Here is an 18,837-nt window from a genome sequence, read left to right on the forward strand (position 1 = left end):
TCACCCCGCGATCCGGACGGTGGTGGTAGCGCCCCAGATGGCCAGCGACAGGAAGAAGTCGACGATGTTGACCGCGACGATGGCGAGCCGCACAGCCCGGCCGACCGCGACGCCGACGCCGGCGGGCCCACCGCTGGCGGTGTAGCCGTAGTAGCAGTGCACCAGCACCACGATCACGCTGAACACCAGCACCTTGCCGAAGGACCAGAGCACGTCCTCCGGCGGCAGGAACAGGTGGAAGTAGTAGTCGTACGTGCCGGCGGACTGTCCGAAGTAGAAGACAGCGATGGTGCGGGTGGCCAGGTAGCTGGCGAGCAGCCCCACCACGTACAGCGGGATGACCGCGACGAACCCGGCGATCATGCGGGTGGTGACCAGGAACGGCAGCGAGGGGATCCCCATAACCTCGAGGGCGTCCACCTCCTCGGAGATCCGCATCGCCCCGAGCTGGGCGGTGAACCCGCAGCCCACGGTGGCCGACAGGGCCAGCGCCGCGACCAGCGGGGAGATCTCCCGGGTGTTGAAGTACGCCGAGACGAAACCGGTGAACGCGCTGCTGCCGAGCTGGTTGAGCGCCTGGTAGCCCTGCAGGCCGACCTCGGTGCCGGTGAAGAAGGTCAGGAAGCAGATGACACCGACGGTGCCGCCGACCACGGCGAGCGCGCCGGAGCCGAAGCTCACCTCGGCCAGCAGCCGGATCACCTCGCGCTTGTAGCGGCGCACGGTGCGCGGCGCCCAGGCGAACGCCCGCAGGTAGAAGGCGAGCTGTCCGCCCAGGTTGTCGAGGTAGCGCAGCGCTGGCACGTCAGCTTCCCTTCTGCGGTACGACCTGGAAGTACACGGCCGTGACGATGAAGTTCAGCGCGAACAGCAGCATGAAGGTGATCACCACGCTCTGGTTGACCGCGTCGCCGACGCCTTTCGGGCCGCCCTTGGCGGTCATCCCCTTGTACGAGGCGACCAGCGCGGCGGCGGCGCCGAAGAGCAGAGCCTTGACCTCGCCCACCAGCAGGTCCGGCAGTTGCCCCAGGGCCTGGAAGCTGGCCAGGTACGCACCGGGTGTGCCGCCCTGCAGGACCACGTTGAACAGGTAGCCACCGGTCACCCCGACCACGCTGACCAGGCCGTTGAGCAGCACGGCGACCAGCATCGAGGCGAGCACGCGGGGCACCACGAGGCGGTGGATGGGGTCGATGCCCAGCACCTGGATCGCGTCGAGTTCCTCGCGGATCTTCCGGGCGCCGAGATCGGCGCAGATCGCCGAGCCACCCGCGCCGGCGATGATCAGCGCGGTGACGATCGGCCCCGCCTCGCGGACCACCGCGAGCACCGACGCCGCGCCGGTGAACGACTGCGCGCCGAGCTGGCGCACCAGCGAGCCGAGCTGCAACGCGATGACCGCGCCGAAGGGGATGGAGACGAGCGCGGCGGGCAGGATCGACACCGAGCTGATGAACCAGGCCTGCTGGACGAACTCGCGGACCTGCACCGGTCGCCGGCCGAGGCCGCGCAGGGTGTCCAGGCAGAACGCGAAGAACTCGCCGGTGTGGCGTACGGCGTTGACGGGTCCGCTCATCGGGGTCACCGCCGCCCGTTCCCGGCCGGCACCCCGTCCGCCAGCCCGCCGAACGAGCCGGGGGGCGGCGTGACACCGTGCTCCCGACACCACTGCCCCGGGGGCCGCTCGGCGGCGCGGGGCAGTCCGTCCGACGGCGGCAGTTGCAGCGGGATGGGCGGCAACGGTGGCAGTTCCACCCCGGCGTCCGCCTCGGCCTGCAACTCCTCGGCGTCCTTCTCCTCGGCCATGCCGATCGGTCCGACGCGCTGGGCGTTGAGGAACTGCCGCACCACCGGCTCCGTGCTGGACAGCAGCAACTCCCGCGACCCGAACATGGCCAGATGCCCGTGGTAGATCAGGCCGATGTTGTCCGGCACCGTGCGTGCGGTGTTGATGTCGTGCGTGACGATCAGGAAGGTCGCCCCGGTCCGCTGGTTGAGGTCGACGATCAGCTGGTTCAGGTACGCGGTGCGCACCGGGTCCAGCCCGGAGTCCGGCTCGTCGAAGAGGACGATGCGGGGGTCGAGCACGAGCGCGCGGGCCAGGCCGGCTCGTTTGCGCATCCCACCGGAGATCTCCCCCGGCAGTTTCCGTTCGGCGCCGATCAGGCCGACCATGTCAAGCTTCTCGCTGACGACCTCACGGATCTGGGACTCGGACTTGCGGGTGTGCTCCCGCAGCGGGAAGGCGACGTTGTCGTAAATGGTCATCGAGCCGAACAACGCGCCGTCCTGGAACAGCACCCCGAACAGCTTGCGCACCTCGTACAACTCCCGCTCGGAGAGCCGGGGCAGGTCCCTGCCCTCGATCCAGATCGACCCGGCATCCGGGCGGAGCAGCCCCACCAGTGTCTTGAGGAACACGGACTTGCCGGTGCCGGACGGACCCAGCAGCACGGATATCTCGCCGGCCGGCAGGGTCAGGCTGACGTCCGACCAGACCGGCTGGCCACCGAAGGACTTGGTCAGCCCCTGCACCGCCACCTCGACGCCCATTCACCCCCCTCTCGGCTCCTACCTGTGACATCGCGGTGATCCCGGCGGGCGTAACAACTTCTTTCGGCTACCTCGTCAGCACGGACCGTGAACTAGGCAAAGTGGCGCGCGTCTCGATAGCGTGCGGTTAACCCGCCGGTAACGAAGGTGCCTCGCGTCCCCATGACCACAGCGATCGAGCCAGAGCTCGTTCACCTGGCCGCCAACGGCGACCGGGCGGCGGTCGCTGCTCTGCTCACCGGTGTGCGGCCGGGGCTGGTCCGCTACTGCCGGGCCCGGCTGGGTCGCGTCGGCGGGGCGTACACCACCGCCGACGACGTCGCCCAGGAGGTCTGTCTGGCGGTGTTGAAGGCCCTTCCCGGCTACCGCGACCAGGGCCGGCCGTTCTCCGCGTTCGTCTTCGCCATTGCGGCGAACAAGGTGGCCGACGCCCAGCGCGCGGCGGTCCGCAGCGCCGCCGTCACCGACGCCGACCTGGAGCAGGAGGACACCACACCCGGTCCGGAGCAGCAGGCCGTGGCCACCGATCTGGCGCGACGGCTCGCGGCGCTGCTGCACCGCCTCCCCGACCTTCAACGGGAGATCGTCATCCTCCGCGTGGCGGTCGGCCTCACCGCTGAGGAGGTGGGCTCGATCCTCGGCATGTCGGCGCCGGCCGTACGGGTGGCCCAGTCCCGTGCCCTGGCCCGGCTCCGTACGCTTGCCGGCGACGGGCTTGACGAGGTGGCGGCATGAGCGAGCCCCGGCCGGACGACGGCGAGGCCGTGGACCTCGCCGCGATCCACCGCGACGACCTGCTCCTCGACGCGCTCGGCCGCGGCGAGCAGGAGGACGACGCCGACGGCCTCACGGCCATGCTGGCCGCCTGGCGTGCCGATTTCACCACCGACCAGCCGGCCACCGTGGTCGACGGCCCGGTCCAGGTCGTCGCGCCGGCGTCCGCCGGTCGGGCCCGCACACTCCGGGCCGGCGCCCCCGCCGCCCTCGTTCCCGGCCCGACGCGGTGGCGGCCGTCCGGGCGGCGTGCCCTGGGGTTGGCCGCCGCCGTGCTCGCCGTGTTCATGCTGGCGACGGGGCTGGGAGTCGCCAGCCACGACGCCCGGCCGACCAGTCCTCTGTGGTCGCTGACCAGGGTGCTGTATCCCGAGCGGGCGGAGGTGCTCGGCGTCGAACACACCACCGCCCGTGCCCGCGAGGCCGTCGCGGACGGCCGGTACGACGACGCTCGGGAGCTGGTCGACCAGGCCCAACGGGACCTGGGCCGGGTCGCCGATCCAGCCGACGTCACCCGCTTGCGTGCCGACATCGATGCCGTCCTGCGGGATCTGGCCGCGCACCTCTGTCTCGGCTGGCCCCGCTGCGCCACCGGCCCGGTCATCTCGACGCCATCGCCCGCGGTGTCGACCGGCGCCGCCCCCGAGCCCACCGGCGTCCCGGGGCCGGGCAGGACACCACCACGGCCACAGCAGCCGGCGCCGACGCACCCGTCGACCTCCACCGCCAACCCGTTGCTGCCTCGACCTCCGTTGCCGTCGGTGCCGCTCCCGTCGGTGTTGCCGTCGCTACCCTCGCTGCCCCTGCCGACCGGCGGCCTGCTCGGCTGACCGGCGACCTGCTCGGCGGGCTGTCCGCGCTGGCGCCGACCTGGACGTCGTCGGAGTACCGGCTGCGGGCCAGGTACCGGGCGTAGAGGTTGCTTTCGCCGCCGCCACCGGTGAGGATCCGGCCATCGATGTCACCGCGGCGTGGACGATTCTGTCCCCACACACCTGGGGCCACTTCCACCGCGCATTGGCGCGGCACGTGGAAGGTCTTCGCCGGAGCCCTCGTCATGGCCACCGGCTACGAATCAGTGGGCCGGAGCTCGACCTGCTGATGACAGCGGCTCGAGCGGACAACCCGCGATCGTCGACATAGGAGCTGTGGCCGGCTCCGGCTCCAGCCCAGCCGCCCGAGGGCAACCGGAGGCCCGGTCGTCGTTCGTTCCATGAACGTTCAGCCAGTTGTCCCTGCCCGCGTCGTACGCCCCTCTCTACGTTGCTTAAGGCGACGGAAGAAGGGCCACATGGACGCACGTCTCGCAATCCGAGCTCGCGGAATCACCAAGTGTTTCGACGACGTCGTGGCACTCGACGGCATCGATCTGGATGTAAGCCAGGGGCAGATCCACGGCTTGGTCGGGCCGAACGGGGCTGGCAAGACCACGTTGCTCGGACTCCTCCTCGGCCTGGCCGCCTCCGACAGCGGCAGCCTCGAGATTCTGGGTACGCCGATCGCTCGGGCGCTCGCCGCGCCCGACGGCGTCGCCGGCTTCGTGGACGGGCCCGGCCTCTACCCCTCGCTCACCGCCCGGCAGAACCTCGCAGCGCTGGCCGCTCTGCGCGGTCAGGACGCGCGGACCGCCGGGATCGACGGCGTGCTCGACCAGGTCGGGCTCACCGACGTCGCCGACGACCGGGCGAGCGGCTTCTCCCTCGGCATGCGCCAGCGGCTCGGGCTCGCCGCCGCCCTGCTCACCAAGCCGCGGCTGCTCGTGCTCGACGAACCGTCCAACGGCCTCGACCCGGCCGGTAAGAAGCACGTACACAACGTCCTCACCCGGCTCGCTGCGGACGGGACCAGCGTCGTGCTCTCGAGCCACCGCATGGACGACCTCGAGGCACTGTGCTCCGAGGTCACCATCCTCGCCACCGGACGGGTGGTCTTCTCCGGCCCGCTGAACAAGCTGGCCGCCGAGAACCGTGAACTCGACTACCGGCTGCGCACCTCCGACCCGCAGGCCGCCCACCGGCTCGCTGCCGACACGGCCGGAATCCACGTCGACGTCGACGCCGGGGCGCGCGACGCCGAGGTGCTCGTCGTGCGCGCTCTGGTGCCCGTCCTCGACGAACTGGTGGCGCGGCTCGTGAACGCGGGCATAGCGGTGCGCGAGCTCGCGCCCCTGGTGTCGCCGCTCGAGGCCGCGTTCCTCGCCCTGACCGAGCAGCAGGAGGCCATCCGATGACCAGGATCATCGCCGGCGACCACGTTGTCGGCACCCGCCGCGTCTCGGTGGCGCGCGGCTTCCGCTTCGAGCTGCTCAAGTTGATGTCGCAATGGCGGATCCGGCTGCTGGTCCTCGTCTGCTGGGTCGCGCCCGCGCTGTTTGTCGCCGCGGTGAGCCAGCAGAGTTCGCTGCCCGTCGACACCCTTTTCGGCCGCTGGATGCACGCCACGGGGTGGGCCGGGCCGCTGGTGACGCTCGGTTTCGCGGGCACCTGGGCGCTCCCGCTGCTGACCTCGGTGGTCGCCGGCGACGTGTTCGCCTCCGAGGACCGGCTCGGCACCTGGCGCCATCTGCTCGTGGCGGTCCGGTCACCTCGACGGATCTTCGCCGCGAAGGCGCTGTCCAGCCTCACCGTCATCCTGCTTCTCGTGGCCGGGCTGGCCATCTCCAGCGCGGTCGGCGGGGTCGTGTCGGTCGGCAACCAGCCGCTGGTCGGCCTCGACGGGCATTTGCTGACGCCGGGGGACGCCGCCGTGAAGACCCTGCTCGCCTGGGTCTGCGTACTCGCCCCGACCCTGGCCCTCGCCGCGATCGGACTGCTCGGGTCCGTCGCGCTGGGTCGGTCCCCGATGGGGCTGCTGCTGCCCGCGCTCGTCGCGCTCTCGATGCAGCTCGCTCAGATGCTGCCGCTGCCGGTCACCGTACGCCTCGCACTGCCCGGTTACCCGTTCATCGCCTGGAACGGTCTGTTCACCAGCCCGGCGCAGCTCGGCCCGCTCCTGATCGGCATCGTGGTCAGCCTGGTGTGGGCCGTGACCGCGACAGCGCTGGCCTACCTTCTGTTCCTACGACGCGACTTCACCAACCCGACCTACGACGGCTCCGGCCGCCGCGTGTTCACCGTGGGAGTCCTGCCGCTGGTCGGGTTGCTCGCCGTGACGATCGGGGTTGTCGCCGCGGCGACCCCGGCCACCGGCTCCGGCATCGAACAGGACAGGGTGCAGCGTTCGGTCGCCACGGCATTCGCCCACCTCTACCGCGTGCAGACCGAGCAGCTCAACCGCCCCGATGTCACCGAAGCGCAGCTGAAGGCCACGGCGACGTGCAACAAGGGCGGCGGCAAGCTCGCCGCCGAAGGGCCGGGCAACGACTGGCGTTGCGTCGTCACCTGGCATCTCCCCGACGTCGAGGCCGCCGGGACGGCCATCTATCAGCTCGACGTCACCCCAGACGGGCGGTTCGTGGCCGATGGCGACGGACCGAAGGAAGTGAACGGCTACTTCCTGGTGCGCACCCCGAGCGGGGACGCACCGAACCCGCTCTGGCAGTTCGACGGCAACGTCGAACTGCTCCACACCACGAAGGGATGATTCCATGCAGGTCACACGCCGCCGTCGGCGTGCCGAGAAGGACCAATTCGGCCTTCTCCGTCGACGCATCGGCCGCCGGCTACCCCTCGTCACGGCAGGCACCACTGCTGTCGTCGTCGCCGCCGGCACCGGCATCAGTTTCGCCCAGACGCACCAGTTCGGCACCGATCAGGTCGGCCAGCTGACCGACAAGGGCCTGGTCGTGTCCGACGACCAGTACATCAACCCGATCGGCGAGCGTCTCGTCATCAACACCGGCAAAATCATGTCGTCGTCGGTCAGCCCGGACGGCACCCACCTGGCGGCCTCGGTCACCGACGGTGGGATGGCCCTGGCCGTCGTCGACCTGAAGACCTGGAAGGTACAGCAGCTCGTCGGCAACAACACGGCCGCGAATCTGCGCATCAGCGGCAACGACGTGGGCCAGGAAGGCCCCACGTACTCGCCCGACGGCTCGCAGCTGTGGCTGGGCCAGGCCGACGGCTACACCAAGTTCACCGTGAATCCGGACGGCACGCTCGCCAACCCGACGTTCATCCAGATCGCGCAGGACGGACCGAAGCGCGCGCTGGTGGCTGAGGCAGTGTTCTCTCCCGACGGCTCCACCGTGTACTCCGCCGTCAACGGCCAGAACCGGGTCGTCGCCATCAATACGGCGTCCGGCGTCATCCAGCAGAGCTGGCCCGTAGGCAACGCCCCCCGCGACATGATCACGGTCGGCGACAAGCTCTACGTCAGCAACGAGGGCGGCCGGCCCGCGAAACCCGGCGACACCACGATCAACTCGTACAACACCCAGGTACCCGCCGACCCAGCGACCGGTGCCACCACCACCGGCACGGTCAGCGTCATCGACCTGGCGAACCCGGCTGCTGCGGTCGCGAGCATCGACGTCGGCCTGCACCCGACCGCCCTGTACGCCAAGAATGGCGCGCTGTTCGTCACCAACACCAACAGCGACGACGTGTCGGTCATCGACACGGCGAGCAACAAGGTCGTGCAGACCATCGCCACCCAGCCGTGGCCCGAGACGACGGTCGGCTACCAGCCCAATGCGGTGACCCTCACCGACGACGGGCACCTGCTGGTGACGCTCGGCCGCGCCAACGCGGTCGCCGTCTACCGGTACACGACCCCGCTGGAGCCGGCCAGCTACGTCGGGCTGCTCCCGACGGACTACTTTCCCGCGGAGATCACCGCCGCCGGGAACCAGGTGCTGGTCTCCAACACCCGTGGTATTGACGCCCGCCGCCCCACCAATAGCGCCGGGCACGGCACCCACGACACGACATCGAGCCTGCAACGGTTCACGCTGCCCAGCGACAAGGTCATCAAGTCCCAGACCGGCAAGGTCTTCAGCCAGAACGGCTGGACCGGTGGCTCGGTCAACCTGGCCAGGGGCAACAAGGCGAAGCCGTTGCCGGTCCCCCAGCGGCTCGGCGACCCCTCGACGATCAAGCACGTCTTCCTGATCGTCAAGGAGAACCGGACCTACGATCAGGTTCTCGGCGACGACCCGCGGGGCAACGGCGACCCGTCGCTGGCGCAGTTCGGCGAGAACGTGACGCCGAACCAGCACGAGATGGCCCGGCAGTTCGGCCTGTACGACAACACCTACGACATCGGCACGAACTCCGCCGAGGGTCACAACTGGCTGATGCAGGCCGACAACCCGGAGTACACCGAGTCCACGGCCGGTGAGTACATCCGCAGCTACGACACCGAGGACGACGCCCTCGGCCACCAGCGCACCGGTTTCATCTGGACTGGCGCGCAGGCGGCCGGCAAGACCGTGCGAGACTTCGGCGAATTCCACCAGTTCCTGAGCAAGCCGCCCGGCTCCAGCTGGCAGAACCTGTACTGCGACACCAAGAACATGGCCGCGACCGGGCAGGACACCGCCTACCGCATGGTCTCGTCCTCGCCGATCCCGTCGCTCAACAGCGTGTCCGTGCCCGGCTTCCCGAAGTACGACACCAGCGTCCCGGACATCTACCGGCACGAGATCTGGAAGCGTGACTTCCAGAAGAACGGGCCGGCGAACCTGAACATGTTCTGGCTGTCCAGCGACCACACCGGTGGCCCGCCGAACGCGGCCGCTCAGGTCGCGGACAACGACCTCGCCGTCGGCGAAATCGTCGACACGATCTCGCACAGCCCGTACTGGAAGGACTCGGCGATCTTCGTCGTCGAGGACGACTCCCAGGCCGGCCTCGACCACGTCGACGGCCACCGCGCCCCGATCCAGATCATCAGCCCCTGGGCCCAGCGCGGCGTCGTCGACAGCCACTACTACACCCAGATCACCATGATCCGGACCATCGAGCAGATCCTCGGGATCCACCCGATGAACCAGAAGGACAGCGCGGCCAGCCCGATGCGTCAGGCGTTCACCAAGAAGCCTGACTACACGCCGTTCACCGCACTGCCCAACCGGACCTCCCTGACCGCGGGGCTGGCAACCCCGCCCGCCTGCGGCCCGGACGTGCCCGCGCCGCAGAACCCCCTCGCGGCGGCCGCGCCGTCGGCGACGGTGCCGGCGGACAAGCAGCACCTGGCGGCACAGTGGGACGGGTGGAAGTCGCACCAGCGACTGACCGGGCCCGACGCCAAGCCCGACTACGCGAACCCCGCGCAGATGAACCACTTCACCTGGTACCAGGCGCACGACTGGAAGACGCCGTACCCCGGCGAGGACAAGATCTTCGCGCCGGAGGATGTGCCGGGCGCCTACATCCCGCCGGCGGAGTCCGATGGCTGACGTAGGCTGATCGGCCTTAGAAGAGGCCCCCGACCGGCGTACCGTCGGCTAGGGCCTGTGCCGAAGCCGGTCACAGCCACTCGTTGATCGCGGCGATGCGCACGGTGGCTTCGTAGCGCACGGCGAGTTTGTCGAAGCGGGTCGCCACGGCTCGGTTGCCTTTGAGTCGGTTGATGCCGCACTCCACGGCATGGCGTTGCTTGTACCGCTCGGGGTCGAAGGACGGTGGCCGGCCGCCCTTCGACCCCTTCTTACGCCGGTTGGCGTCCTGGTCGGCCTTCGAGGGGATCGTCGCGGCGATCCGGCGTCGGCGCAGGTAGCGGCGGTTCGCATCGGGACGTGTACATCTTGTCGGCCAGGACCCGGTCCGGGCGGGTCCTGGCCGACCGCTGCCCTGGCGGGGCACCCGGATGCCGTCGAGCACCGCGACAACTGGAGATTGTCCCCACGCTGCCCGGCGGTCAACACGATCGGCAGCGGCTTCTGCCCCTGCTCACATGCCAGGTGCAGCTTCGTGGTCAGCCCTCCCCGGGACCGCCCGAGCGCATGATGGGCCGGCTCGACCGCCACGCCGCCCGGCGGTTCGACCTGCAGATCCCCCTTTTACGCGCCCCGGCGGCATGCTGATGCGCCCGGGCAACCGACGAGTCCACCGACACGTCCCACGTCGCGCCCGGCCGCGTCGGCCGCCGCCTGCAACGCGGTCAGGAACTTCGCCCAGGCTCCATCGCGCTGCCAGCGCCGGAACACCGCGTACGCCGCCGCCCAGGACCCGTAGCACTCCGGTATGTCCCGCCACGGCGCACCACCCGGGTCCGCCGCCTGATCCCATCAATGAGCTGTCGTTTCGTCCATGTCCGCGGCCGACCCGGCCTACGTCCCACCGGCAGCAACGGGCCGGCGCTGCTGTGGTCGAGGGTGGGGGCGGTCGGCGGTGGTCGGCGTCGGGCCCTGGGGAGTTGCGGTCGCGTACGCGGTGCTGGCGCGTCGATCATGAGGGCGCCGTTGGACGCGGGCAGCATGGCCTTGCGCAGCTATCCGCATGGCGGGGCATCGCCGCCGGATCGCCAGTCGGTGAACAGCTCGGCGAGTCTGGTCTTGGTCTGGTCGGTGAGCATCTTGGTGGCGTCTTCTCCGAATGGTCTCAGGGCGTGTTGCCGTACTGCGGGATGTTGTGCTGGTGCGGGGCAGATGAACACAGCGAGGGGAAGGGCAACTGGGTTCCTGCCGGACGTGCGCGTCGTCGCCGACCGCGTCAAGGGGGCCGGGTCGGCGGGCTCCATGTGCAGGGGGCACTCCGCTTCGGCGACGGCGGTCGCCACAGGTGGTCCCCGGTCTCCGAGGCCGATGAACCCGATCGGAGGTTGCGCGGTGGCCGTGTTCACGACGCGATGGCGTTCAGTTCGGTCAGCGCGTCCTTGGGAAGGGTCAGCCCAGCAGCGTTGACGTTCTCACGCAGGTGCGTGACGGATGAGGTGCCGGGGATGAGCAGGAGGTTCGGGGAGCGCTGGAGCAGCCACGCCAGCGCGACGGCCATCGGTGTGGTGTCGAGGCGGTTGGCGACGGCGTTGATTTCCTCGGACTGCAGTGGGGAAAAGCCGCCGAGCGGGAAGTAGGGCACGTAGGCGATGCGCTGTGCGGCGAGGGAGTCGATCAGGTCGTCGTCGTTGCGGTTGGCGATGTTGTAGAAGTTTTGGACGCATACGATCGGCGCGATGGACTGTGCTTCGGCGATCTGCTCGGCGTTGACGGTGCTGAGACCGAGATGCTTGATCAGTCCGTCCTGCTGCAGCTGCGCGAGCGCGGTGAACGGCTCGGCGATGGGGCCGGGAGTGGGTCGGTCGAGCCCACCGACGCGCAGGTTGACCACGTCGAGTGCGTCTAGCCCGAGGTGATCCAGGTTGTCGTGCACGGCCTGGCGCAGCTGCTCGGGAGCCAGCGCCGGCGGCCACTTCCCCTCGGCGTCCCGCAACGCTCCGACCTTCGTCACGATGTGTAGATCGTCAGGGTACGGGTGCAAAGCCTCCCTGATGATCTCGTTGGTGACGTATGGGCCGTAGTAGTCGGCGGTGTCGATGTGGTTGATACCCAGGAGAACGGCCTCGCGCAGCACGGCCACGGCAGCGTCGCGGTCGGCCGGCGGGCCGAACGCGTGCGGGCCGGCCAACTGCATCGCGCCGTACCCTATCCGGGTGAACGTCAAATCCTCCGCCAAGGTGAACGTCCCGCCAGGCAGTGGGGTCGATGTCATGAGAGTTCCTCTCCTCGTTGTCGCAGGTCCACGCGCTTCCCGCCGGCGCGGGCTCCAAACCGCGGCGGCCGCCAGAAGGTGCTGGCTAGCGGCGGATGTCAACGAGTGCCCATGGCCGGCCGCGGGACGGGAGCGGGACTCGCAGGTGGCGCTAGGGAGCCGTCTTCTGACGCGATTCACAGCCGAGGACGCCGATTATTCTGCTCCCCTACACCCCGAAGCCCCTGCGGCGCCCTGCCGGCATCGTCGTGGTCCCACTTCATGTGAGTGGCCGATCGGCGAGGCCGCTACCTCGCCGGACCCTGCTGCGCGGCCTGCTGCACCGCCGCCACCACAACCTGCCCGACACCGACCCGGAACGGATCCTCGCCCTGGTCGAGTCGGGGCGTACCGCCCGGTCGGACGCGGCCGACCTGACCGAGCTGGCCGTCGCCGCGGCGGCCGGACTGATCGCCGAGAAGCCGTCGTACGCGAAGTTGGCCGGGCGGCTGCTCACCGCGCGCCTGGCTCGGGCCGCTGCGCACGGCCCGCCCGGCGCGCCGATCTGACAGTGACCGGCAGTACAGCTAGGCCCTGGTTCGCCACTACTGGTGAGCAGGGCGGCACCGGCTGGCTAATACTCCAACGTCACTTGGCTGAAGTCGTCCTCATCAAGCGGGATTCGCGCAGTGCTCTTGAATCGGATACCGACATCAAGGCAGTGCGGTCCGTATAGACGGGTGCGGTGGTAGCGTGCGGCGGGTCTTTGCGATCTTGGTTACGTCATTCGCGGCCCGATGAGGAGATTCACGATGGCAGGTGTTCCGGCCGATCCGGGCGTGCTCCATCCGATGCCTGAACAGCCGCGCGTGGTGCTACTGAAGCCGCTGGTCACCTCGCCGCTGATCGAGGTTGGGGAGTTCACCTACTACGACGACCCGGATGATCCAACCGCCTTCGAGGCCCGCAACGTGCTGTACCACTACGGGCCGGAGAAGCTGATCATCGGGAAGTTTTGCGCGCTAGGCGAGGGCGTGCGGTTCATCATGAACGGGGCCAACCACCGTATGGACGGCCCGTCGACCTTTCCGTTCCCGATCATGGGTGGTTCCTGGGTCGAACACTTCGATCTCATCACCAACCTGCCCGGACGGGGTGACACTGTGGTTGGCAACGACGTGTGGTTCGGGTACCGAGCCATGGTGATGCCCGGCGTCCAGATCGGCAGCGGAGCGGTCATCGCTTCCGGGTCCGTCGTCGTCGACGACGTCCCCGATTACGGCATCGTCGGCGGCAACCCAGCCAGGCTCATCCGCCGCCGCTACAGCGAGGAAGACGTCGTACGCCTTCTGGCACTTGCCTGGTGGGACTGGCCAAGTCAGGACATCACCGAGCACCTTCGCACGATCATGTCCGGCAGCATCGACGACCTCGAGGCTGTGGCGCCCAAGCATCGGTAGTGCCAGGTCGGGCCTGGGCGGGCTGACCCATACCAACTCGGGTGCTGGGCGTGGCGTGGGCATGAGGACGGCCACCGCGTTGCTCATCGATGGTTTGTGAGGACAACCGAAGATCGTGCGGTGGCCGCGGGCCACACCTAGACCTTGGCCAGTGGCGGGTCATTCTGGACGAGGCGGTGACGCGTTTCGCTGGCCGGTTCGTGCGGGCGGAGCCCCGTCGGACCGCCGGGCAGTTCGTGGAAGGGCTGCTGTCGGGCGTGGAACGTAAGACCTGCTGGTCGTTGGCCGAACGGGGTGGTTACGCCGATCCGCAGGCGATGCAGCGGCTGCTGCGTACGGCGGTGTGGGACGCCGACGCCGTCCGCGATGACGTGCGTGCTTGGCTGATCGAGCAGCTCGGCCACCCCGACGCGGTGCTGGTCACCGACGAGACGGGGTTCCTGAAGAAGGGCGTGTGCTCGGTCGGGGTCCAGCGGCAGTACACCGGCACCGCCGGTCGGGTGGAGAACAGCCAGGTCGGGGTGTTCTTGCCCTACTTTTCACGCGCGGGCCGGGCGATGATCGATCGCCGGCTCTACCTACCCGAGAACATCCTGGTGCGAGCGCCCGGACCGGCTCGCCGCCGCCGGCGTGCCGGACGACGTCGGGTTCGCTACGAAGCCGGCCCTGGCTCGGCAGGTGGTCGCCGCCGCGCTGGACGCCGGTGTCCCGTTCGGGTGGACGACCGGCGACGAGGTTTACGGCCCCCGGCCCGGACGGCAGCGACGCGATCAAAAGGCTCCTCGGTTCCGTTTCGGGCATCGCCATCGGGCTCGCTGAACTCCGCAACCGCGGCTACGGCACCGGCCACGGCCCCGCCACCGCTCCAGTCGGTCTCGGCCCCCGCCACGCTCGCCTCGCCGTGAACGCCGCATTCACCTGGTGCCAACTCATGCTCGACACGCTCGCGGACCCGAAGGCCCCCTGGCGCAAGGGACAGACATGACTTCAACCGGAAAGGCGCTCAAGATCAATATCGCATCCGCTGAAGATCGGACGTCGTTCAACAATCCTGTCCGAAAAACGATCGATTTCCGGACGCCGCCGCCCCCACCGCTCAAGATTGCGGCACGCGCATACCTACCCGTTCGAACCGTCGTCGCGCAGATTTGCGCCGCCTGACCTCGATCGGAGATCCCACCTGGCTGAATCCGGCCCGTGCTGCACCGTCGGCGACGTGCCCGGCCTGCGCCGAGGCCTCACGGCAGGATCGTAAGGGCGCCGCCGGGTTCCTCGGCGCCGCCGTATCTATGCGTCGGCACCCGGCGGACAGTGGGCGCCTGTGTGCATGTTGGACGAGGCGCCACTGATGACGGAGTCGAGCCTGTCCCGGGCGTGGACGAGGTCCGCGATGCGCCGGTCGAGGTGGTCACGTTCCGCGGCCAGGCGCTGGAGAAGCTCGGGGGTGGCCTTGCCGTCGATGACGCAGGGCGTCAACTCGGCGACGGCCTTGCTGCTCAGTCCGGCGGCGTACAACTGGCGGATGAGGTAGATCCGGTCGACGGCATCTTCCGCGTAGTGGCGCTGGCCGCTGCCACTGCGCTCGGAGGTGAGCAGGTTCTGTTCCTCGTAGTAGCGCAGGGCCCGGGTGGTGACACCCGTGCGGCGCGCCAGTTCACCGATCCGCATTCCCGCCTCCCCTTCCTATGTGCTGCGCGTCACGCGCCCTTGCCTTTCACGTCAACGTCAACTTTTACGGTAGCTCCTACGTCCGCTAGGGCGAAAATCTCTGTTAGATCCCGTATTGGGATGACTTGAACTGACGAACGGAGTGTTCATGAGTGAGGACACTGCATCGGCCCGGCGGGTGATCGGCGTCGAGGAGCACGCCTGGACTCCGGAACTGCGTCGTGCCCTTCTGCGGTGGGGCGGTGATGCGACCGTCAACGAGATGAGCAGCCGTGGAGAGGTGAACCTGCGTCTGCTCGACGTCGGCGAGGAACGTCTGGCCCGGATGGATGCCAGTGGCGTGAATATGGAGGTCCTGTCCATCACGACGCCGGGAACCCAGCCCCTGCCCCCGCAGGTCGCCGTCCCTCTGGCCCGTGAGGCCAACGACGTCCTGGCCGACGCGGTATGCCGCCACCCCGACCGCTTCGCTGCCTTCGCGACATTGCCCATGTCCGACCCGCAGGCTGCCGCCGCGGAACTCGAGCGAGCGGTCAGCGCTCTTGGGCATGTCGGCGCGATGCTCTTCCCGCGGGTTGGCGAGACGTTCCTCGACGACGCCGGCTTCCGCCCCGTGTTCGAAGCCGCCGCTCACCTCGGTGTGCCGCTGTACATCCACCCGGCCATGCCGCCTCGAACCCTCATCAACACCGCCTACAGCGGCTTCGACGACATGACGAGCCTGCTGCTGTCCACCGGAGGGTGGGGATGGCATTCGGAAGCCGGCCTGGCAACTCTGCGCCTGATCCTCGCCAGGGCCCTGGACCGGCACCCGGACCTGCAGATCATCCTCGGCCACTGGGGCGAGATGCTCGTACCCTTCGCCGACCGCGCTGATCTACTCAGCACCGCCGCCCCACACCTGCAGCGCCGCGTCCTGGACTACATCACCGGCAACCTCGCCGTCACCGCCGGCGGCCTCTACAGCCACCGCATGCTCAGCGCGGCCGTGGACGTACTAGGCCCCGACCGGATCATGTTCGGCGCTGACTCCCCCTACGGCGCCCCCACGACCAGCGACGGTCAAGAGGACCGCGGCCTCGGCGGTGTCGACTCGCGCGGCGCGTTCGGCGGCAAGGCCGGCGCCCGCGCCTTCGTCGACCGCGCCCCCCTCGACGAACGCGGCCGGGACAAGCTCGGCCATCTCAACGCCGAACGCATCCTCCGTCTCCCCCGGCCCGTCACCTCTTGAAAGGCAGACACACGTGACCACGTACCCCGCGACCGGCCTCTCCGGCCCCGCCCTCACTGCGACCGTGTCCGTCAAGCCACTCGTGCTGAATGCACCGCAGCGCGGTGAGGACCTCCACGTTCGCGTCACCGCCCCCACCACCGGCACCAACCTGCCCGTCGTTCTCTTCGCCCACGGCTTCGGCTCGAACCTGGACGGCTACGCCCCGCTGGTCGACCACTGGGCATCTGGCGGCTTCATCGCGATCCAGGCCACCCATCTGGACTCCAAGCGGCTCGGCCTGCCCGCCGATGACCCTCGCCGACCCCAGATGTGGCACTACCGCGTACAGGACATGCGGCGCATCCTCGACGAGCTCACCACCCTGGAGGCGGCCGTGCCGGGCCTGTCGGGCCGCATGGATCGCAGCCGCATCGTCGCGGCCGGACACTCCTTCGGCGGCCAGACCGCCGGCATCCTCGTGGGTCTGCGCGTTACGGACCCGCAGACCGGTGCCGCCGAGGACCTGTCTGATGCCCGGGTCATGGCCAGCATCCAGCTGGCCACCGCCGGCAAAGGCGGCGACGAACTGACCCCCTTCGCCCACGACAACCTACCCTGGCTGCGCGATCAGGACTTCTCCCACATCACCGCCCCTGGCCTCGTCGTCGCCGGAGACAAGGACGACCTTCCGCTCACCACCCGGGGCCCGGCCTGGACAGCCGACCCCTATACCCTCAGCCGCAGCAACAAGAGCCTCCTGACCGTCCGCGGCGGAGAGCACTTCCTCGGTGGCATCTCCGGCTACCAAGCGGCGGAGACCACCGACGAGAACCCCGACCGTGTCGCCCTCGTCCAGCAGGTCACCCTCGCCTACCTGCGACACATCACCGGAATCGACTCCGCCGACTGGACCAACGCCCAGACCGTCCTCACGGGCAGCCATCCACTGGGACACCTCGAATCCAAGTAACCCCTAGCCATGCGGCTGCGCGGCCGAGTCCTCCGATCTTGTGATGGTTAATCGTTGACGATGTGCCGGTGGTACGTCGTGGTGAGCTGACTGGCGAGGCGTGGGCGTTGATCGCGCCGCTGCTACCGGAGCCTGGCGGTGCGCGGGGGGCGGTGGCGCGATCACCGCCGAGTCATCAATGGGATTTTGTGGGAGCTGCGCACGGGTGCGCTGTGGCGTGACCTGCCGGAACGCTTCAGACCGTGGAAGACCTGCCACGAACGTCTGCGCCGGTGGAGCGCCGACGGGACGTGGGATCGCATCCTCGCCGCGGCGCAGGTGCATGACGACGGCACACCGGTGCAGTGGACGATCAGCATCGACTCGTCGATCGTGCGGGCGCATCAGCATGCCGCTGGCGCCCGCAAAAAAGGGGCTCCCCATCAAGTCCGGCGACGCCTGGTAAGCAGGTTGGCGAGGCCATCGGACGATCCCGCGGCGGGTTGAGCACGAAGATCCACCTCGCGGTCGAAGGTCGTGGTCGACCGTTGTCGATCCTGCTCACCCCCGGTCAGGATGGCGACAACCCCCAGCTCCTGGCGTTGCTCGACGCGATCTCGGTCAATGAACCCAGGCCGGGCCGGCCCCGCAAGCGACCCGATGTGCTGATCGCCGATAAGGGCTACGCGCATGACTCGACCCGCCGAGCCCTGCGGCAGCGAGGTGTCCGGCACGTTATCCCCGAACGCAGCGACCAGGTCGCCCGCCGTGGAGCCAAGGGCAGCGCCGGCGGGCGACCGCCAGCCTTCGACGAGACGATCTACCGCAAACGCAACGTCGTGGAACGCTGCTTCAACCGGCTCAAACAGTGGCGTGACCTGGCCGCCCGCTACGCCAAACGAGCATCCGTCTGCCGGGCCAGCCTCGTCCTCATCGCCGCCATCATCTGGCTTTCATGATCGACAGGACAGGCCCTAGCCACCGGCCCGTCCCCTGGCCCTGTTCGGGAGGCGTTAACGGCGGGATGAGCGGAGCCACGGTCACATTAGCCACGGCGATCACCGCCGCCGAGCGTCACATCAATCGAGGCTGCCGCGGATATGCAATCCTGGTGGTCAAGCGAGCTTGACCACCAGTACGTCAAGTACAGCAAGGATGCTGCAAATCTGTGTCCGAGGGGGATGAACACGGGTTGCCCCGTGTCACTCGTTCCCGCAGGACGGAGAGGGATACAAACCCATTCGTCACACCGCTGGTTACCTGGCGGACGAGCGGCTGCGGTGTTACTGCCCGGGCGCCTCGTGGGGGTGTCGCATGACGCGACCGGCAACCCGGCCTAACGGCTCTGACGGCCCTGGCGGGCTCGATGCTTCCCGCCAGCGGTGCGGCTCGAGTCGCCATCCTCTCAGGTCACCACCGCTCGCTGCCGCTCTCGTCGATCGCATGCCGCATCACGCCTCACCCTCCACATGAAAAGCGCGGCAGCCAGAAGGCGGAGACGCGATCACGCTCGGAACCTGCCGTGCGTGATCGCGTCGACTAGCCGATTTACACTGGGCCTGCCCCGTTTTGACGGACATCCGAGATCAGGGGACCTGGGGTCTCCGGGAGGATGTCCATCATCATGGAGAGCATGGGGAAGAAGCG

The 18,837-nt window shown here is 69.0% G+C and carries 16 protein-coding genes and 3 pseudogenes; 13 read left to right on the forward strand and 6 right to left on the reverse strand.

The genetic code is table 11. The features are described from left to right. Genes ABZU74_RS30755 through ABZU74_RS30765 form a run of 3 tightly spaced genes read right to left on the reverse strand, consistent with a single transcriptional unit; the run spans position 1 to position 2,553 of the window. The gene (locus tag ABZU74_RS30755) at positions 1-804 is read right to left on the reverse strand and encodes an ABC transporter permease (RefSeq protein ID WP_355431228.1); all 804 of its coding nucleotides are present in this window, start codon (positions 802-804) and stop codon (positions 1-3) included. Between the two features lies 1 nt (position 805). Next, the gene (locus tag ABZU74_RS30760; RefSeq protein ID WP_355431230.1) at positions 806-1,576 is read right to left on the reverse strand and encodes an ABC transporter permease; all 771 of its coding nucleotides are present in this window, start codon (positions 1,574-1,576) and stop codon (positions 806-808) included. Between the two features lie 5 nt (positions 1,577-1,581). Beyond that, positions 1,582-2,553 (reverse strand): ABC transporter ATP-binding protein, encoded by a 972-nt coding sequence (locus ABZU74_RS30765; protein WP_355431232.1) that lies wholly within the window; start codon positions 2,551-2,553, stop codon positions 1,582-1,584. Between the two features lie 162 nt (positions 2,554-2,715). Here ABZU74_RS30765 and shbA point away from each other — a divergent pair, with 162 nt between their 5' ends. From shbA to ABZU74_RS30790, 5 genes are all read left to right on the forward strand, one after another. Continuing rightward, positions 2,716-3,288 carry an RNA polymerase sigma factor ShbA gene (gene shbA, locus ABZU74_RS30770; protein ID WP_355431235.1) on the forward strand — a complete coding sequence of 191 codons (573 nt, stop codon included), beginning with the start codon at positions 2,716-2,718 and terminating at the stop codon, positions 3,286-3,288. After that, positions 3,285-4,157 carry an anti-sigma-D factor RsdA gene (locus ABZU74_RS30775; RefSeq protein WP_355431238.1) on the forward strand — a complete coding sequence of 291 codons (873 nt, stop codon included), beginning with the start codon at positions 3,285-3,287 and terminating at the stop codon, positions 4,155-4,157. The genes shbA and ABZU74_RS30775 overlap by 4 nt, the downstream gene beginning before the upstream one ends. A gap of 461 nt (positions 4,158-4,618) precedes the next feature. Then, positions 4,619-5,557, forward strand: coding sequence for an ABC transporter ATP-binding protein (locus ABZU74_RS30780; protein ID WP_355431241.1), 939 nt, complete (start codon positions 4,619-4,621; stop codon positions 5,555-5,557). Next, the gene (locus ABZU74_RS30785) at positions 5,554-6,909 is read left to right on the forward strand and encodes an ABC transporter permease (RefSeq protein ID WP_355431244.1); all 1,356 of its coding nucleotides are present in this window, start codon (positions 5,554-5,556) and stop codon (positions 6,907-6,909) included. Before ABZU74_RS30780 ends, ABZU74_RS30785 begins: the two co-directional genes overlap by 4 nt. A 4-nt stretch (positions 6,910-6,913) precedes the next feature. Continuing rightward, positions 6,914-9,670, forward strand: coding sequence for an alkaline phosphatase family protein (locus tag ABZU74_RS30790; RefSeq protein ID WP_355431247.1), 2,757 nt, complete (start codon positions 6,914-6,916; stop codon positions 9,668-9,670). A gap of 70 nt (positions 9,671-9,740) precedes the next feature. Here ABZU74_RS30790 and ABZU74_RS30795 read toward each other — a convergent pair. Continuing rightward, positions 9,741-10,563, reverse strand: a pseudogene (locus tag ABZU74_RS30795) (IS5 family transposase). A 488-nt stretch (positions 10,564-11,051) separates the two neighbouring features. Next, positions 11,052-11,921, reverse strand: coding sequence for an aldo/keto reductase family oxidoreductase (locus ABZU74_RS30800; protein WP_355431250.1), 870 nt, complete (start codon positions 11,919-11,921; stop codon positions 11,052-11,054). Positions 11,922-12,184: 263 nt separating this feature from the next. Here ABZU74_RS30800 and ABZU74_RS30805 point away from each other — a divergent pair, with 263 nt between their 5' ends. The 5 genes and pseudogenes from ABZU74_RS30805 to ABZU74_RS30825 all read left to right on the forward strand — a co-directional run bounded on the left by ABZU74_RS30805 (position 12,185) and on the right by ABZU74_RS30825 (position 14,521). Next, complete coding sequence (locus tag ABZU74_RS30805; RefSeq protein WP_355431253.1) at positions 12,185-12,469, forward strand: hypothetical protein; 285 nt, start codon at positions 12,185-12,187, stop codon at positions 12,467-12,469. 243 nt (positions 12,470-12,712) lie between these two features. Further along, positions 12,713-13,360: a CatB-related O-acetyltransferase gene (locus ABZU74_RS30810; protein WP_355431255.1), complete on the forward strand. Its 648-nt coding sequence runs from the start codon at positions 12,713-12,715 to the stop codon at positions 13,358-13,360. A gap of 89 nt (positions 13,361-13,449) precedes the next feature. Beyond that, a pseudogene (locus tag ABZU74_RS30815) lies at positions 13,450-14,104 on the forward strand (IS701 family transposase); the annotation flags it as partial. After that, a complete protein-coding gene (locus tag ABZU74_RS30820; protein ID WP_355431258.1) occupies positions 14,064-14,345 on the forward strand; it encodes an abortive infection family protein in 282 nt (93 codons plus the stop codon). The pseudogene ABZU74_RS30815 and the gene ABZU74_RS30820, both read left to right, overlap by 41 nt. Beyond that, positions 14,342-14,521, forward strand: a complete 180-nt coding sequence (locus ABZU74_RS30825; RefSeq protein ID WP_355431261.1) for a hypothetical protein — start codon at positions 14,342-14,344, stop codon at positions 14,519-14,521. The genes ABZU74_RS30820 and ABZU74_RS30825 overlap by 4 nt, the downstream gene beginning before the upstream one ends. A 126-nt stretch (positions 14,522-14,647) precedes the next feature. Here the strand turns inward: ABZU74_RS30825 and ABZU74_RS30830 are convergent, their stop codons facing one another. Next, positions 14,648-15,028, reverse strand: coding sequence for a MerR family transcriptional regulator (locus ABZU74_RS30830; RefSeq protein WP_355431264.1), 381 nt, complete (start codon positions 15,026-15,028; stop codon positions 14,648-14,650). 148 nt (positions 15,029-15,176) lie between these two features. Between ABZU74_RS30830 and ABZU74_RS30835 the strand changes: the two genes are divergently transcribed. The 3 genes and pseudogenes from ABZU74_RS30835 to ABZU74_RS30845 all read left to right on the forward strand — a co-directional run bounded on the left by ABZU74_RS30835 (position 15,177) and on the right by ABZU74_RS30845 (position 18,149). Further along, a complete protein-coding gene (locus ABZU74_RS30835; RefSeq protein ID WP_355431267.1) occupies positions 15,177-16,259 on the forward strand; it encodes an amidohydrolase family protein in 1,083 nt (360 codons plus the stop codon). 13 nt (positions 16,260-16,272) lie between these two features. Next, positions 16,273-17,211 carry a chlorophyllase gene (locus ABZU74_RS30840; RefSeq protein WP_355431269.1) on the forward strand — a complete coding sequence of 313 codons (939 nt, stop codon included), beginning with the start codon at positions 16,273-16,275 and terminating at the stop codon, positions 17,209-17,211. A gap of 68 nt (positions 17,212-17,279) precedes the next feature. Then, positions 17,280-18,149 (forward strand): annotated as a pseudogene (locus ABZU74_RS30845) (IS5 family transposase). The last annotated feature ends 688 nt before the right edge of the window (positions 18,150-18,837 follow it).

The organism is Micromonospora sp. NPDC005171, from assembly GCF_040608575.1.
In the GTDB taxonomy this organism is placed as follows: domain Bacteria; phylum Actinomycetota; class Actinomycetes; order Mycobacteriales; family Micromonosporaceae; genus Micromonospora.

Bases quoted from the DNA above. Each gene is read 5' to 3' on its own strand.
- ABZU74_RS30825 (WP_355431261.1), top strand. From the start codon at position 14,342: ATGACTTCAACCGGAAAGGCGCTCAAGATCAATATCGCATCCGCTGAA.
- ABZU74_RS30775 (WP_355431238.1), top strand. From the start codon at position 3,285: ATGAGCGAGCCCCGGCCGGACGACGGCGAGGCCGTGGACCTCGCCGCG.
- ABZU74_RS30800 (WP_355431250.1), bottom strand. From the start codon at position 11,921: ATGACATCGACCCCACTGCCTGGCGGGACGTTCACCTTGGCGGAGGAT.
- ABZU74_RS30810 (WP_355431255.1), top strand. From the start codon at position 12,713: ATGGCAGGTGTTCCGGCCGATCCGGGCGTGCTCCATCCGATGCCTGAA.
- ABZU74_RS30760 (WP_355431230.1), bottom strand. From the start codon at position 1,576: ATGAGCGGACCCGTCAACGCCGTACGCCACACCGGCGAGTTCTTCGCG.
- ABZU74_RS30835 (WP_355431267.1), top strand. From the start codon at position 15,177: ATGAGTGAGGACACTGCATCGGCCCGGCGGGTGATCGGCGTCGAGGAG.
- ABZU74_RS30830 (WP_355431264.1), bottom strand. From the start codon at position 15,028: ATGCGGATCGGTGAACTGGCGCGCCGCACGGGTGTCACCACCCGGGCC.
- ABZU74_RS30790 (WP_355431247.1), top strand. From the start codon at position 6,914: ATGCAGGTCACACGCCGCCGTCGGCGTGCCGAGAAGGACCAATTCGGC.
- shbA (WP_355431235.1), top strand. From the start codon at position 2,716: ATGACCACAGCGATCGAGCCAGAGCTCGTTCACCTGGCCGCCAACGGC.
- ABZU74_RS30780 (WP_355431241.1), top strand. From the start codon at position 4,619: ATGGACGCACGTCTCGCAATCCGAGCTCGCGGAATCACCAAGTGTTTC.
- ABZU74_RS30785 (WP_355431244.1), top strand. From the start codon at position 5,554: ATGACCAGGATCATCGCCGGCGACCACGTTGTCGGCACCCGCCGCGTC.
- ABZU74_RS30765 (WP_355431232.1), bottom strand. From the start codon at position 2,553: ATGGGCGTCGAGGTGGCGGTGCAGGGGCTGACCAAGTCCTTCGGTGGC.